Source organism: Roseateles aquatilis (assembly GCF_002205645.1).
GTDB lineage: Bacteria > Pseudomonadota > Gammaproteobacteria > Burkholderiales > Burkholderiaceae_C > Roseateles > Roseateles aquatilis.
In genome coordinates, this window is record NZ_NIOF01000001.1 from 224151 (window position 1) to 239243 (window position 15093).

Sequence of the window (15093 nt, forward strand, 5' to 3'; positions counted from 1 at the left end):
GGTGTCAGCGCCCCGGGTTGGCCGAAGCGCCCGCGGCGGCGCTCGAAGCGTCCGATGCGCCTGAAGCCCCCGAGGCGGCGGCACCCGCCGCCTTCTTCGCGCCGGCCGCGACCGGCGTCACCTTCTGCCCGGCGCGGGCGCGCTGCAGGCCTTCGATGGCCAGCTTGTCGCCGACCTTCAACCCGCTGGCGACCAGCCACTGGTTGCCCACCGCGCGGGCCAGCGTCAGGCGGCGCAGCTCCAGCTTGTTGTCGGCGCCGACCACCAGCGCGGTGGCCTCGCCCGTCGGAGAGCGGCTCACGCCCTGCTGCGGGACCACGATCACGTCGCTGTCCACGCCGGCCAGCAGCCGGGCGCGCACGACCATGCCGGGCAGCAGCGCGCCGTCGGGATTGGGCACCACGGCCCGCAGCGTCACCGCGCCAGTGCCGCGATCCACGGTCACGCCGCTGAACTGCAGCACGCCGGGCCGCGCGTACGCGGTGCCGTCCTCCAGCACCAGCTTCACCTGCCGGCTGCCGCTGCGGCCGTCGAGCTGGCGGCGCAACTGCAGGATCTCGGCGCTGCTCTGCACGATGTCCACATGCATGGGATCGAGCTGCTGCACCGTCGTCAGCGCCTGCGTCTGGTTGGCGGTGACCAGCGCACCGGCGGTGACCGTCGAGACCTCGATGCGGCCGCCGATCGGCGCGTCGATGCGGGTGCGGGCCAGTTGCACGCGGGCGGCGTCCAGAGCCGCCTTGGCCACGGCCACGTCGGCGCGCGCCTGGTGCAGCGCGCTGGCGCTGTCGTCGGCGCTCTGGCGGCTCAAGGCGTCGGCCTTCAGCAGCTCGGCATCACGCTCGGCCCTGGTGCGGGCCACGGCGACCTGCGCCTCGGCCTTCTGCAGCGCGGCGGCGGCGCGGGCGCGCTCGGCCTCGTAGGTCGCGGCGTCGAGCTGGTACAGCGCCTGGCCGGCGCGGACCGTGGAGCCCTCGGTGAACAGCCGCTGCAGCACGATGCCGCCGACCTGCGGGCGGATCTCCGCGACCTGGCTGGCGGACAGCCGGCCGGGCAGCTCCAGCGACAGCGGCGCGTCCTGGGCGCTGACCACCACCACCCCGACTTCCGGCGCCGGCGGCGGGCCGGCCTTGGTGTCCTTGGCGTCCTTGCAGGCCGCCAGCAGCACGACCGGGATCAGCAGCGACAGCGACAGAGCGACGCGAGGGCGGAACGCGCGGGGACGGGACGCGCGCGCGCGGGGTGTGAGAATCTTGGGGAGGTCGGCCATGGCGGCGCATCCTGACCGCCGAATGTGGAGAGACCTTGAAGGTCGCGCCACGCGGTGGGGGATGACTTGATGCGACGGGCGCGGCGCGGTCATCATGCGCCGCCAATCGCCCCGAGGCGACAGCAACCATCCCGAAAGTCACCCCGCCGCGCCGCCCGCCCCGCTGCCCCAACGTCTCCAGCAACGTCTCCCGCCCCTTCGACGCCCGCCGTCCCCATGAAGCTTCCGCGCCCGCTCCGATCGATCCGGTTCAACCTCGCCGCCCGCCTCTTCGCCGCCGTGTTCAGCACCGCGATGGCGGTGGCGCTGGCGATGGGCGTGTTCTCGCACATCAACCTGAACCGCGACTTCATCGGCTACCTCAACGAGCAGGCCGTCAATCGGCTGGAGCTGGCCCGCACCAGCGTCACCGCCGGCTATCGTGAGAACGGCCGCAGCTGGGACTTCCTGCGCGAGCGGCCCGAGCTCTGGGGCCGCCTGCTGCGCCCGCTGGTGCCGGAGGCGGCGCAGCCCGCGGTCAAGCACGGCCCGGCCGACCTGACCGGCGCGACGCGGCGCTTCACGCTGTTCGACGCCAACCGCGAGCGCATCGCCGGCTACGCCGGCCCGGCCGAGCCCGCCATCGAGCGGCCCATCATCGTCGACGGCCTGACCGTCGGCTGGCTGGCGCTGACGCCGATCGAATCGGTCAGTCCCGGCGCCGAGAAGCACTTCTACGACGCGCAGTTGCGCTCGGCCTGGGTGGTCGGCGGCGCGGCGGTGCTGCTGGCCGGCGGCGTGGCGTACTGGATCTCGCGGCGGTTGCTGCGGCCGGTGCGGCGGGTCGCCGAGGCCACGCACCGGCTGGCCGCCGGCGACTTCGCCATCCGCGTGCCGGAGAGCCGCGGCGACGACGACATCACCCGGCTCGGCCACGACTTCAACCAGCTCGCGCTCACGCTGCAACGCAACGAGGCGATGCGGCGCGAGTTCATGGCCGACGTCTCGCATGAGCTGCGCACGCCGCTGGGCGTGCTGCACGGCGAGCTGGAAGCGATCGAGGACGGCGTGCGCCAGCCCGACGCGCAGGCCCTGCGCTCGCTGCAGGGCGAGGTCGCGATCCTGCACAAGCTGGTCGACGACCTGCACGAGCTGTCGCTGGCCGACGTCGGCGCCCTCGCCTACCGCAAGGCCGAGCTCGACCTGCGCGAGCTGATCGGCGTCACCGCGGGCGCCTTCAGCGAGCGGCTGAACGGCAGCGGACTGACACTCGGCCTGGACCTGCCCGAGCAGCCGCTGCGCGTCTTCGGCGACGAGCGCCGCCTGCGCCAGTTGCTGGCCAACCTGCTGGAGAACAGCTGCCGCTACACCGACGCCGGCGGCACGCTCAGCATCAGCGCGCGGCGCAGCGGCAAGGTGGCGGTGCTGGACGTGCAGGACACGGCGCCCGGTGTCGCGCCGGAGCACGTGCCGCGGCTGTTCGAGCGTTTCTTCCGCGTCGACGCGTCGCGCAGCCGGCGCGGCGGCGGCTCGGGCCTGGGGCTGTCGATCTGCCAGCGCATCGCCGAGGCGCACGAGGGCCGCATCGAGGCCATGCCGTCGCCGCTGGGCGGCTTGTGGCTGCGGGTGGAGTTGCCGCTCCATGGCTGACGCGCCGATGCCGATGGAGCCCGGACCGGCGCGCGTGCTGGTCGTCGAGGACGAGCCCAAGCTGGCCGCGCTGTTGGCCGACTACCTGCGCGCCGCCGGTCACGCGCCCGAGTGCGTCGCCGACGGCCGCGAGGTGCTGCCCGCGTGGATCGCGCGCCGGCACGACCTGATCCTGCTGGACCTGATGCTGCCCGGCGTCGACGGGCTGACCCTGTGCCGCGAGCTGCGCGCGATCAGCAGCGTGCCCATCCTCATGCTGACGGCCCGCGCCGAGGAGATCGACCGGTTGACCGGGCTGGAGCTCGGCGCCGACGACTACATCGCGAAGAACCCGTTCAGCCCGCGCGAGGTGATGGCGCGGGTCAAGGCCGCGCTGCGCCGCAGCCGCGCGGCCGAGGCGCACGGACCCGCCGCCGTCGCGACGCCCCGCGACGCGCTTCAGTTCGACGAGCAGGGCTGGCGCGCCACCTGGGCCGGCCAGGCGCTGGACCTCACGCCGATCGAGTTCCGCCTGCTCCACATCCTGGCCTCTCAACCGGGCCGCGTGTATGCGCGGACCCAGTTGCTGGACCTGCTGCATGTCGACGCGCGCGACGTCACCGAACGCGCGGTGGACAGCCACGTCAAGAACCTGCGCCGCAAGCTCGAGAAGGCCGGCGCGGGCAGTGATCGGATCCGGTCGATCTACGGGGTGGGCTACCGCTTCGACGCGTGACATCGCGCGGGGCGCGTCGTCGAGCGGGCACGGCTCACGCCTGAATGCTGCGTTCACCGCGTTCACCGCGTTCGCCGCCACCATCGCCGCTTCTTTTTTCGGTGGCAACATCCGCGGCAGGACCAGGCGCCAGACCTGGGTCCTTGAGGGAGACCATCCATGCTTCGTTTCAGTTCCCGCCGCCGCGCCGCCGCATGGCGCGGCGTCACCACGGCGCTCGCCGCGCTGCTGCTTTCGGGCGGCGCCGCCGCCCTGTCGCCCGTGATGGTGCCGCCCCCGCCGCCGCGGCCGGACCTCAAGTCCCCGCCACCACCACCGCCGGTCCGCTGGATCGCCTTCCGCTCGGCGGAAGCGCGCACGCCGATCCGGATCGAGCAGGTCGCGGTGCAAAGCCGCATCAGCGGCAGCTCCGTCGTCTCGCGCGTGGAGCTGAAGGTGTTCAACCCCAATGGGCAGATGCTGTCCGGCGACCTGCAGTTCCCGCTGGGCGACGGCCAGACCGTCACCGGCTTCTCGCTGGACATCAACGGCCATCTGCGCCGCGCCGTGCCGGTCGAAAAGGCCAAGGGCCGGCAGGTCTACGAGGACACGGTGCGCCAGCGCGTCGACCCGGCGTTGCTGGAGGTCACCGAGGGCAATGTCTACAAGCTGCAGGTCTATCCGCTGCCGCCCGGCGGCTCGCGCCGCGTGGTGCTGGAGATCCGCGAATCGCTCGCCGCCACCGCTGAGTCCGCGGCGCCCGTCTGGCGGCTGCCGCTGCAATTCAGCGGCGCGGTCGATCGGATGACGGTGGACGTGCTGGTGGACGGCCTCGCGCCGTCCCTGCTGACGGCCGACTGGGGCGCGCAGCCGGTGGCGATCACGCCGACCGCCGACGGCGGCAGCCGCCTGCGCCTGCAACGCGAGGCCGCCGAGACCGTCGGCGAGCTGCGCGTCACGCTGCCGGCCCGCCTCGCCACGCCCGCCGTCACCACCGAACGATTCAAGGGCAAGACCTACGTACTGGCCGAAGTGCCGGTCGACGTCGCGGCCTGGCCCCGCAAGGCGCCGCGCACGGTCGGGCTGGTCTGGGACGCGTCGGCCTCGGGCGCGACGCGCGACCACGATCGCGAGTTCGCGCTGCTGGAGGACTGGTTCAGGACGCTCGGCGATGTCGAGGTCCGATTGAAGGTGGTGCGCCACGAGGCCGAGGCGGTCGAGCGCTTCACCGTGCGCGGCGGCGCCTGGCGCGAGCTGCGCCAGCGCCTGGAGCGGCTGCCGTATGACGGCGCCACCGCGCTCGGCGCGATGGACTCGCCCAAGGGCAGCGACGTGACGCTGCTGTTCTCCGACGGTATCGGCACCTGGGGCACGGGCGCGTTGCCCACCACGGGCGGGCCGCTGTTCGCCTTCTCCGCGTCGGCGGGCGCGGCGGACACGGCCTTGCGCCGCGCCGCCGAAACGCGGGGCGGCGCCTACGCCGACCTGCTGTCGACAGGCACCGCCGACGTCCTGCGCCTGCTGGCCGAGGAACAGCCGCGCGTGCTCGACGTGACGGGCCTGGGCGCCGGGGACTGGGAGCTGGGCTCGCTCCACCCCGTCGGCGGCCGCGTGCTGGTGGCCGGCGTCATGACGCAGGCGCAAGCGCGCATGACGCTGGTGCTGTCCACGACCCATGGCACGCCGCGCGTCGTCGACGTGCCGCTGCGCGTGCCCGCGCCCGAGGCCGCCGCTGACGCGTCGGCCGCGTCGGCCGCGGCATCCACCGTCGCATCGGCATCGGCATCGGCGTCGGGATCGGGATCGGGATCGGGATCCGCTGCCGCATCGACCTCGACCTCGACCTCTGTCCCCACGTCCGCCGGGGACGCAGCGGCGCCGATCGGCCTGGCCGCCCACCGCTGGGCCAGCTTCCGGCTGGCACGACTGGATGCCGATCGCTCGGCGCAGCGCCAGGCGGTGCGCCGCCTGGGCATGGAATTCGGACTGGCGACCCGCGAGACCTCGCTCATCGTGCTCGACACCGTGCGGGACTACGTGCGCCACGACATCGAGCCGCCCGCCGAATTGCGTGGCGAATGGGAGCGCCTGCGGCGCGCGCTGGGCGCGTCGCTGCAGCAGGAGCGCGGCGCGGCCCAGGCCGAGGTGCTGCGGCGCTTCGAGCAGAAGCTCGAATGGTGGAGCGTCACGCCCCATATGCGGGAGGCGACCCAGCGCGCGCTCAACGCGTTGGAGGCGGAGCACCAGCGGCAACAGGACACGAGCGGCTTCACGCCGCCGCCGGTGGTGGCCTACCGACCGACCCCTTCCGCGCCGAGCACGACGGCGGCATCGCCAGTCGAGCCGCCCATGCCGGCTCCGGTGCCGCCGCCGGTGCACAGCCCCGCGCCGGCGATGCCCATGCCGGCGCCCTCGCCGATGGTCGCGCCCGCGCCCGCACCGATGGCGCCGGCCGCGCCGCGCCCGGGCAATTCCCCTGTCACGGCCACCGCGGTCGGCATCGCCCTGCGCGGCGTGCAACCGGACGAGCCCTACGCGCTGCGCCTGAAGGCGGCCTCCGACGCCGACCTCTATGCGATCTATCTGGACGAGCGGCCGGCCTACCTGCGCAGCCCGGGTTTCTTCCTGGACGTCGCCGATCGCCTGATCGAACGCAAGCAGACCGCGCTGGCCATCCGCGTGCTGTCCAACCTGGCCGAGATGGACCTGGGCAACCGGCAGTTGCTGCGAATCCTGGCCTACCGTCTGCAGCAGGCGGGCGACGTGCGCGATGCGCTGCCCGTCCTGGAAGAGGTCCTGCGCCTGGCGCCGGATGAACCCCAGTCCTATCGCGACCTCGGCCTGGCGCTGGCCCAGGCCGGCCAGCCGCAACGCGCGGTCGACATGCTGGCGGAGGTGGTGAACCGGCCCTGGCAGAACCGATTCCCCGAAGTCGAGCTCATCGCGCTGGCGGACCTCTCCGCCATCGCCGAGCGCTCGCGGCTCAAGGGCAAGGCGCTGGACCTGTCGGCCATCGACGCGCGGCTGCGCCGCCCCTTGCCGCTGGCGCTGCGCGTGGTGCTGACCTGGGACGCGGACAACACCGACATCGACCTGTGGGTCACCGATCCGGACGGCGAGCGTGCGTACTTCGCGCATCCGCTCACGCGCCAGGGCGGGCGCATGTCGCGGGACTTCACCGGCGGCTACGGCCCCGAGGAGTTCTCGCTGCGCGTCGCCAAGCCGGGCACGTACACGGTGCAGGCCAACTTCTTCGGCCACCAGCGGCAGGTCATCGCGCCGTCGACGACATTGATGGTGCGGCTGTCCAGCGGCTTCGGCACCGCGGCGCAGAAGGACCGGGACATCGTGCTGCGCCTGGCGGGCCGCGGCGACGGCGTGGTGGTGGGCACGTTCACCGTGAAGTAGCGCCCGCGCGGCCAGGGCCGGCACCCCGTTTGCCCCACCGGGGATTGCCCTGGAAAAAGGAAAACACGCATGGATGCCGCATCGCTGAAGCTGGGCCTGGTGGGCAATTGCGCGGTCAGCGCCCTCATCGACGACCGCGCGCGCGTGGTGTGGGCCTGCGTGCCGCGCTACGACGGCGATCCGATGTTCAACGCGCTGATCGACTCGCCCGAGGGCGTGGGGCCGGACGGTACGTTCCAGGTCATGCTGGAGGACTTCTCGCACAGCGAGCAGTCCTACGACCATGGCACCGCGGTCCTGCGCACGCGCCTGTACGACACGCACGGCGACGCGATCGAGGTCACCGACTTCATGCCGCGTTTCTTCCTCCAGGACCGCCCCTTCCGGCCGATGATGCTGGTGCGGCGCATCCGCCCGCTGCAGGGCCATCCACGCATCCGCGTGGTGCTGCGCCCGGTGCTGGCGTGGGGCACGGCCAAGCCGGAGCGCACGCGCGGCAGCAACCACATGCGCTTCGTCGGCCCGCGCTTCACCGTGCGCCTGACCACGAACGCGCCGCTGACCTACGTCAGCGCCGAGACCGCCTTCGCGCTCGACATGCCGATGAGCTTCATCTTCGGTCCGGACGAGACGCTCGATCGCGGCGTGGAGGACGCGGCGCGGCTGCTGGAAGAGCACACCATCACCTACTGGCGCGACTGGACCCGGCGCCTGGCGATCCCGCTGGAGTGGCAGGAGGCGGTGATCCGCGCGGCCATCACACTCAAGCTCTGCCTGTACGAAGAGACCGGGGCCATCGTCGCCGCGATGACCACCAGCATCCCGGAGGCGCCCGGCACGCAGCGCAACTGGGACTACCGCTACTGCTGGCTGCGCGATGCCTTCTTCGTCGTGCGCGCGCTCAACAGCCTGTCGGAGACCGGCACGATGGAGGACTACCTGCGCTGGCTGCGCAACGTGGTCGCGCAATCGAAGGACGGGCACGTGCAGCCGCTCTACGGCATCGGGCTGGAGCAGACCCTGACCGAGCGCACCATGGACCACCTGCGCGGCTATCGCGGCATGGGCCCGGTGCGCGCGGGCAACCAGGCCTACGAGCACTTCCAGCACGACGTCTACGGCAACATCGTGCTCGGCTCGGCGCAGTCCTTCTTCGACCACCGGCTGCATCAGCGCGCGGGCCTCGACGAATTCGCGCTGCTGGAGCGCGCCGGCGAGCGGGCCTACGCCATCCACGACCAGCCCGACGCCGGCATGTGGGAGCTGCGCACGCGGTCGCGCGTCCACACCTCGTCGGTGCTGATGAACTGGGCCGCCTGCGACCGGCTCGCCAAGATCGCGAACGAGCTCAAGCTGCCTCAGCGCTCGGCGCTGTGGCGCGAGCGCGCCGACGTGATCAGGAAGAAGATCCTGGAGAACGCCTGGAGCGACCAGCGCCAGTCCTTCGTCGAGAGCTTCGGCGGCAAGGACCTGGACGCGAGCGTGCTGCTGATGGCCGAGGTCGGCTTCATCGACCCGAAGGACCCGCGTTTCGTGAGCACCGTGGAGGCGCTGGAGGCGTCGCTGTGCGACGGCCCCTACATGCGGCGCTATGAGGCGCCGGACGACTTCGGCCGGCCGGAGACCTCGTTCAACATCTGCGCGTTCTGGCGCATCGACGCGCTCGCCCGCATCGGCCGCACGGAGAAGGCCCGCGAGCTCTTCGAGTCACTGCTCGCGTCGCGCAACCACCTCGGGCTGCTGTCCGAGGACACGCATCCCGTCACCGGCGAGCTGTGGGGGAACTTCCCGCAGACGTACTCGATGGTGGGGATCATCAACGGGGCGATGCGGCTGTCGAGGGCGTGGGATACGCAGATCTGACGACGCCGTGAGCCGGCCCGGCGCGTGCGATCGTCGGCCCCGCCCGGCTGAGGCCCGGTGGGGTCGTCCCGCCGCACCGCGGCGGGACGACGGCGAGCCTCGCCGTCATCGATCCGGGAGAACCAATCCCCTCACTCGGTGATCCGGACACGCCGCAGTTGCGGATCGCTGTCGATCTGCGCCCGCGTGAATGGCTGGCGGATCCATTCCTTGGCCGAGAACTTCAACGTCTGATCCGCGGCATGCGGCGAGTCGGAATGCGGCGATTGCGAGTACGCCAGCAATGCATCCGCCACGGGGCCGTCGGCGTTGAAGCCGACCACCTGCACGTAACTCGTGCCGGCCACCACCTCGCGCCACCGGAAGGAGCTGCCGCTCTCCATCGCGTTGTAGACGCCCAGGCGCGCGCTGCCGCCATGCACCGGGATCGAGCCGGTGCCTCGCGAGGCACGCTGGACGTCGCCCCAGCGCTTGCCGTCGCGCCATAGCCTGCTGTCGTCGACCGAGGCCGCCGCGCCGCGCAGCGTGTCCCGCACCGCCGCCGCCACGGCCGGATCCTCGACCCGCAGGCCGCGCGGCGTGGACAGCGGCTGGCCGGGATCGAACGGCACCCGCCAGAAGTCGGCGGGCAGCGGCGCGTCCGCCGGCACGAAGGCATCGAAGTAACCGTAGCCCACGCCGGCCTCGAGATTGGCGCTGCGGTCCCACGTGGACAGCGCCGTGCAGGGTGTCGCCAGCGAGGCGTCGGCGACACACGCCCGCAGCACGTCGTCGAGCACGAGATCGGCGAGGTAGACCCGGTTGTTCATCAGCATCGCCTGCACGTCCTGCGCCGACATGCGCGCGCCGCCGGACAGCGCCTGCGTCACGTGCCGCAGCCCGAAACGGGCGCGCGCGTCCAGCTCCACGCCGTCCATGCTCACCAGCGGCGAGTACCCCGTGAGCGGCGCCGCCGGATTGGCCATCCAGGCGCTGTCGTTGGCGTTGTGCACGAAGTCGTTGCGTTCGAGGATGGGCAGGTCCTTGCCGGAGAAGATCCCCGATTGCGGCGCCGTGGGGTCGACCTCCCAGCGGCAGTCGGCGCGCGCGTCCAGCACGAAGATGCCGTTCGCCGCAGGTGCCTCGAAGCCGCTCGCGATGCAACGCCGCGCGCGCTCGGTCGATAGCTTCGGGACCGGGCTCACGGCCATGAACAGCGTGCGCCCCTCCTTGTCGGCGGCGATCGTGTTGTTCCAGGGATTGCCCACGTTGTTCCGCACGACGGTCTTCACCTGATCGAGCGACGCCGCGCGATTGATGCCGTACCACTCGTCGACAAGCCGGTGGTTGTCCAGCCTCGCGTCCCGCATCGCCGTGGCGCCCGCGGCGTCCCAGCCGATCAGCCAACCGAACTCGCTGCGGTAGAACGTCCGCGAACGGGTCTGCACCGTGCCGTCGGCCTGTTTCACCGGCACGTCGATCCGCTGGCGTTCCATCGCCTTGCTGGCGCCGTCGACCATGTAGCGGGTCGGGTCCGCCGGATCCAGCGCCAGACGGTACAGCGTCGAGTGCGCCGAGGTGGTGGTGGTGTGACTCCACGCGAAGTTGGACGTGAAGCCGATGCCCACCACCGGCAGACCCGGCAGCGTCGCGCCCATCACGTCGAGCTTGCCCGGGATCGTGGTGTGGAGCTGCATCATGCGCAGCACGCCGGCCCACGGGAAGTGCGGATTGCCCAGCAGCAAGCCGCGTCCGTTCTGCGAGCCATCGCGTCCGAGCGCGAGCGCGTTGCTGGCCGTCGGCCGGCGCTGCGCGGCGGTGCGCGCCAGCAGCGTGCCGAGCGCCGAGGCCGCCGTGGCCTGCCCGGGCTGCGCGGCGACGACCTGGGCCTGGAAGTCCAGGATGCCGTTGAGCGAGTTGTAGAACCGGGTCAGGCGGACCAAGTCGACGTCGACGATCTCGCGCACCCAGGGCGCGTCGCGGCAGTCCTGCGGCAGCTTGGCCTTCGCGGTCTCACGCACATGGCGGTTGTAGCCCGCGACCCAGCCGCGCATCAGCTCGCGCGCCTCCTTGGACTGCGCGCGCCAGGCGGTCTGCACGCTGGCCTCCTCATTGAGCAGGCGGAAGAAATAGTCGGACGCCAGGTTGGCCGGCACGCCGGTCGCCCCGCCGGCCGCGCCCTCGCCCAGGTACCGCGAGCGCTCGCCCGCCACCGTGGCGAATTGCTCGGCCAGGACGCACACCCCGTCCTGCGCCTGCACGTAGCCGACGCCGTAGCCGAGGCTGCCCTCGTCGACCGCGCTGACGTGCGGAATGCCGTAGGACGTGCGCGAGATCTCGGCCTCGTAGTCGTGCTTCGGCGAATCGCCGCCGCAGGCCGCCAGCAGCGTGGCGGTGGTCAGCGCGAGCGCGCCCGTGGAAGGGCGCGTCGTCAGCGCCGGATGTCGCGATGGCATGGGGGAACTCTCCTGGATGAATCGCCTGCTCACGCGGGACATCCGCGTGGTGCCGTTCACTCTAGGAAAGCGGGCTTAGCAACCCCTGAGCCGTCGCCGCCACGGCTGAGCACGGGCTGAGCGCGGGCAGCTCCACGACGAAGGTCGCGCCGCCGCCCGGCGTGTCCTCGACGCGCACCCGGCCGGCGTGCAGATCGACGACGCGGCGCACGATGGCCAACCCCAGGCCGCTGCCCGAGCCGTCGTTGCCGGGCACGCGGTAGAAGCGCTCGAAGATGCGCTCGCGTTCCGACGGCGGCACGCCGACGCCCGTGTCGGCAACCCGCAGTTCCAGTCGATGCGCGCCGCCGCCGGCCTCATGGCCGCGCACCTCGACGTCGACACGCCCGCCCCGCGATGCATGCCGCAGGGCGTTGTCGAGCAGGTTGTCGAGGATCGACACGGCCGCCTCCGGATCGAGGCTCGCGCGGGCATGGTCGTCCCCCTGGTAGGACAACTCGATGCGCCGCGCGCCGGCCACGCCCGCCACATGCGCCAGGCGCTCCCGCGCCAGCGCCGCCACGTCCACCAAGCGGCGCGGCGCATGCACGTCGAGCACCTCCAGCCGCGACAGCAGCAGCAGCTTCGCCGCCAGCTCGCTCGATCGCTGCACGCCCTGCTCCAGCGCGGCCAGCGCCGCCGCGCGCTCGTGGGCATCGCGTGAATGCGCGAGCACGTGGGCTTGCGCGTTCATCGCCGCCAGTGGCGTGCGCAATTCATGCGCCGCATCGGCGAAGAACTGCCGCTCGGCGTCCAGCATGCGCGACATGCGGGCGAAGAGACCATCGATGGCATCGAGCAAGGGCGCCAGCTCCGCGTGGCGCGCCGGCAGGACCAGCGGGGACAGATCGCGCGGGTCGCGCGCCGCCAGACGATGCGCCGCGGTGCGCAGCGGCCTGAGCCCGGCGTGCGCGCTGACGCCCACCAGCACGATCGCGACGGCGGCGATGATCAGCATGGTCCAACCGGCGTCCTCCATCAGCTCCGCGCCGGCCCGGTGGTACAGCGCGAGCGGCTGCGCCACGACGACGGTGAGCGCGCCGTTGGCGCTGCGCGCCGCATAGGTCCGCCACACCTGATCGCCGCGGCGCGCCTCGCCGGCGCCGTCCCGCACCGAGGCGAAGTCCAGCGCGGGCCCGTTGCCCGATGCCGCCAGGACACGCCCGTCGGAGGACCAGACGCGATAGGCGAATTCCTCCGGACGCATCGTCGGCTCCGTCATCGCCACTTTCACCTGCACCAGCAGCCGCGCCTGATGCGCCCGGGCCGCATCCTCCAGTCCCGGCGCCGATAGCAGGTCGGCATAGGCCTGCGCCGTGAGCTGCAAGTCCCGGAGCACCGCCTCGCCGTCGGCGGCGATCAATTGGCGATAGACGTAGATGCATTGCGACAGCAGGACGCCGCACAACAGCAGGACCACCAGGCTGTAGAGGCGCCGGAACAGCGATGGACGCAGCCACGGCCCGAGCAACCGCCTCATTCGAGCGCCATCATGTACCCGACGCCGCGCACCGTCTGCACCACGTCGCGGCCGAGCTTGCGGCGCAGGCCGTGGACCTGCACCTCCAGCGCGTTCATCGTGGCCGACTCGCCGTCGCGGTAGACGCGATCGAAGAGCTCGTCGCGGGGCACCCAACGTCCGGCGCGGCGGGCCAGCTCGATGAGCAACTGGTACTCGCGCGGGGTCAGCTCGACCGCCTCCTCGCCGGACCAGACGCGGCGCTGGTCGGTATCGATGCGGACGCGGCCGACGCTCCACTGGCTGACCGCGTAGCCCGCATGGCGCCGCAGCACCGCCCGCAGCCGGGCCAGCAGCTCGGGCACGGCGAACGGCTTGACCAGGTAATCGTCGGCGCCGCGGTCCAGCGCCTGCAGGCGGTCGTCGAGCCCGCCGCGGGCGGTGGCCACCACGATGGGCACCCCGTGCCCGCCCTGGCGCAACTCGGCGAGCAGCGTCACGCCCTCGCCGTCCGGCAGCCCCAGGTCCAGCACGATGGCATCGACCTGACGCGCCGCCAGCGTGCCGCGCGCGTCCTCGACGCGGCGCACCCAAATCGTCCGGTAGCCCGCCTGCTCCAGGGCCTTCGCCAGGGCGTTGCCCAGGGGAAGATCGTCTTCGACCAACAGCACCTCACGCATGGCCCGCTCCGCTCCTTGCCGCGGACCTTAGCGAATCAATCTGAGGATTTCCTGATCGTCCCGTGTCGCGCCCTCGGCGGCCGCGTCGCGCCGACGCGGCCGCCGATGCTCATCGGATCCAGCGTTCCCCGGTCTCGCCCGGCTCGCCGCCCTGCGGGAAGAACACCACCGCGACGACCATGCCGTCGGCGCCGCGCTCGACCTTCGCGATGCCGACGCTGCCATCGATCGCCAGGCTGTCGGGTCCGGTCGGCACCAGCACCAGCGGCGCGCGCCCCTGACGAACCCAGCGCAGACCGCCGTCCTGGACCGCCAGCTCGCGCTGCGACTTCTCATCCGTGGACAGCTTGTAGTTGCCGGCGAAGGTCTTCAGTTGGGCCTCGGTCAGCGTCACCGGCACCACGTCCGCATACGGCTGCCCGACCGCGAAGGCGGCCAGCTTGCGGGCCGCCAGGCTGACGTTGAAGCCAGGCGCGTCCGAGTTGCGCAGCATCACGACGGTCAGACCGCTTTGCGGGAAGTAGGCCAGCGAGCTGACGAAGCCGTTGATGCCGCCGCCGTGATCCAGGCGCGGCTGGCCGCGCAAGGTGCCGGCCGTGATGCCGAAGCCGTAGCCGCTCGCCTGCGCCGGGCCTTCCGGCGTCGTCATGCGCCGATAGAGCGCCGGGGACAGCACCTTGCCGCCATGCAGCGCGAGGTTCCAGCGCCACAGGTCCTGCGCGTTGGCCACCAGCGCGCCGGCGGCATGGGGCTGCGTCATGCTCAGCAGGCCGGCGGTGGCCAGATTGCCGGTGGCCGGATCCAGGCTGTAGCCCTCCACCATGCCGGGGATCACGCGCTGCTCGCCGGGATAGACGGTCTTCGTCAGGCCGTTGGGGGCCAGCACCAGTTCCTGCGCGGCCAGGTACCAGGCCTTGCCCGTGATGGCCTCGATCACGGCGCCCACCAGCACGTAGCCCGAGTTGTTGTAGGCCCAGCGCTCGCCGGGCTTGAAGTCGACCGGCAGGTTCTTGAATTCGTCGATCAGCGCCTGCGTGCTCAGGTCCCGGCGGATCGGGTTGCGCATGTAGTTGGGGATGCCGGTATAGCTCTTCACGCCGGAGGTGTGGTTGAGCAGTTGCAGCAGCGTGATGTTCTCGCCGTTCGGGAAACCGGGCACGTACTTGGACAGCGGGTCGTCAAGCTTGGCGCGCCCCTGGTCGATCAGCTTGAGCAGCGTGGCGGCCGCGTACTGCTTGGTCACCGAGCCGATGCGGAAGCTCTGGTCCGCCTTCATCGGCACGCCCAGCTCGACGCTGGCCATGCCGCGCGCGCCCTGGTACAGCAGCTGGTCGCCGCGCGCCACGAGGATCACCACGCCGGGTCCGTCGGTGGCGAGCTTCTGCTCGTCGAGCAGTCGCTGCGCGTAAGTGCCGATCTGCGCGGCAGTCGGCGCCGCCGCGGGCGTGCGGGCGGACCCGTCCTGCCCATGCGCCATGAACGATGCCGCCAGCAGGCTGGCGGCAAACAGGTGTCGACTCCATCGCTTCATTGATTCATCTCCCTTGGCCGAGGTGGCGGGGCGCAGGATGCCCTACTCACGCGGTGCCCGCCCATCGGGATTGCGATGAGCCGTC

Annotated in this window: 9 protein-coding genes; 4 read left to right on the top strand and 5 right to left on the bottom strand. The window is 72.0% G+C overall.

What is annotated here, in order from left to right; genetic code table 11:
• Positions 1 to 4: 4 nt before the first annotated feature.
• Complete coding sequence (locus CDN99_RS00905) at positions 5 to 1270, bottom strand: efflux RND transporter periplasmic adaptor subunit (protein WP_088382245.1); 1266 nt, start codon at positions 1268 to 1270, stop codon at positions 5 to 7.
• A gap of 216 nt (positions 1271 to 1486) precedes the next feature.
• On the opposite strand from CDN99_RS00905, the gene CDN99_RS00910 reads away from it, so the two are divergent.
• From CDN99_RS00910 to CDN99_RS00925, 4 genes are all read left to right on the top strand, one after another.
• The gene (locus tag CDN99_RS00910; RefSeq protein WP_202820207.1) at positions 1487 to 2899 is read left to right on the top strand and encodes an ATP-binding protein; all 1413 of its coding nucleotides are present in this window, start codon (positions 1487 to 1489) and stop codon (positions 2897 to 2899) included.
• The gene (locus CDN99_RS00915; protein ID WP_238139305.1) at positions 2892 to 3614 is read left to right on the top strand and encodes a response regulator; all 723 of its coding nucleotides are present in this window, start codon (positions 2892 to 2894) and stop codon (positions 3612 to 3614) included. Before CDN99_RS00910 ends, CDN99_RS00915 begins: the two co-directional genes overlap by 8 nt.
• Before the next feature lie 159 nt (positions 3615 to 3773).
• Entirely contained in the window at positions 3774 to 7001 is a 3228-nt protein-coding gene (locus CDN99_RS00920; protein ID WP_088382246.1) for a DUF2135 domain-containing protein, read from the top strand.
• A gap of 69 nt (positions 7002 to 7070) precedes the next feature.
• Positions 7071 to 8864 carry a glycoside hydrolase family 15 protein gene (locus tag CDN99_RS00925; RefSeq protein WP_088382247.1) on the top strand — a complete coding sequence of 598 codons (1794 nt, stop codon included), beginning with the start codon at positions 7071 to 7073 and terminating at the stop codon, positions 8862 to 8864.
• Positions 8865 to 8995: 131 nt separating this feature from the next.
• On the opposite strand, the gene CDN99_RS00930 is transcribed toward CDN99_RS00925, so the two are convergent.
• The 4 genes from CDN99_RS00930 to CDN99_RS00945 all read right to left on the bottom strand — a co-directional run bounded on the left by CDN99_RS00930 (position 8996) and on the right by CDN99_RS00945 (position 15008).
• Positions 8996 to 11299, bottom strand: coding sequence for a penicillin acylase family protein (locus CDN99_RS00930; protein ID WP_158218721.1), 2304 nt, complete (start codon positions 11297 to 11299; stop codon positions 8996 to 8998).
• Between the two features lie 61 nt (positions 11300 to 11360).
• On the bottom strand, positions 11361 to 12818 hold the full coding sequence (locus CDN99_RS00935) for a sensor histidine kinase (protein ID WP_088382249.1): 1458 nt from the start codon (positions 12816 to 12818) through the stop codon (positions 11361 to 11363).
• Positions 12815 to 13477, bottom strand: coding sequence for a response regulator (locus CDN99_RS00940; protein WP_088382250.1), 663 nt, complete (start codon positions 13475 to 13477; stop codon positions 12815 to 12817). Before CDN99_RS00940 ends, CDN99_RS00935 begins: the two co-directional genes overlap by 4 nt.
• A 109-nt stretch (positions 13478 to 13586) precedes the next feature.
• On the bottom strand, positions 13587 to 15008 hold the full coding sequence (locus CDN99_RS00945; protein WP_088382251.1) for a serine hydrolase domain-containing protein: 1422 nt from the start codon (positions 15006 to 15008) through the stop codon (positions 13587 to 13589).
• Positions 15009 to 15093 lie beyond the last annotated feature (85 nt).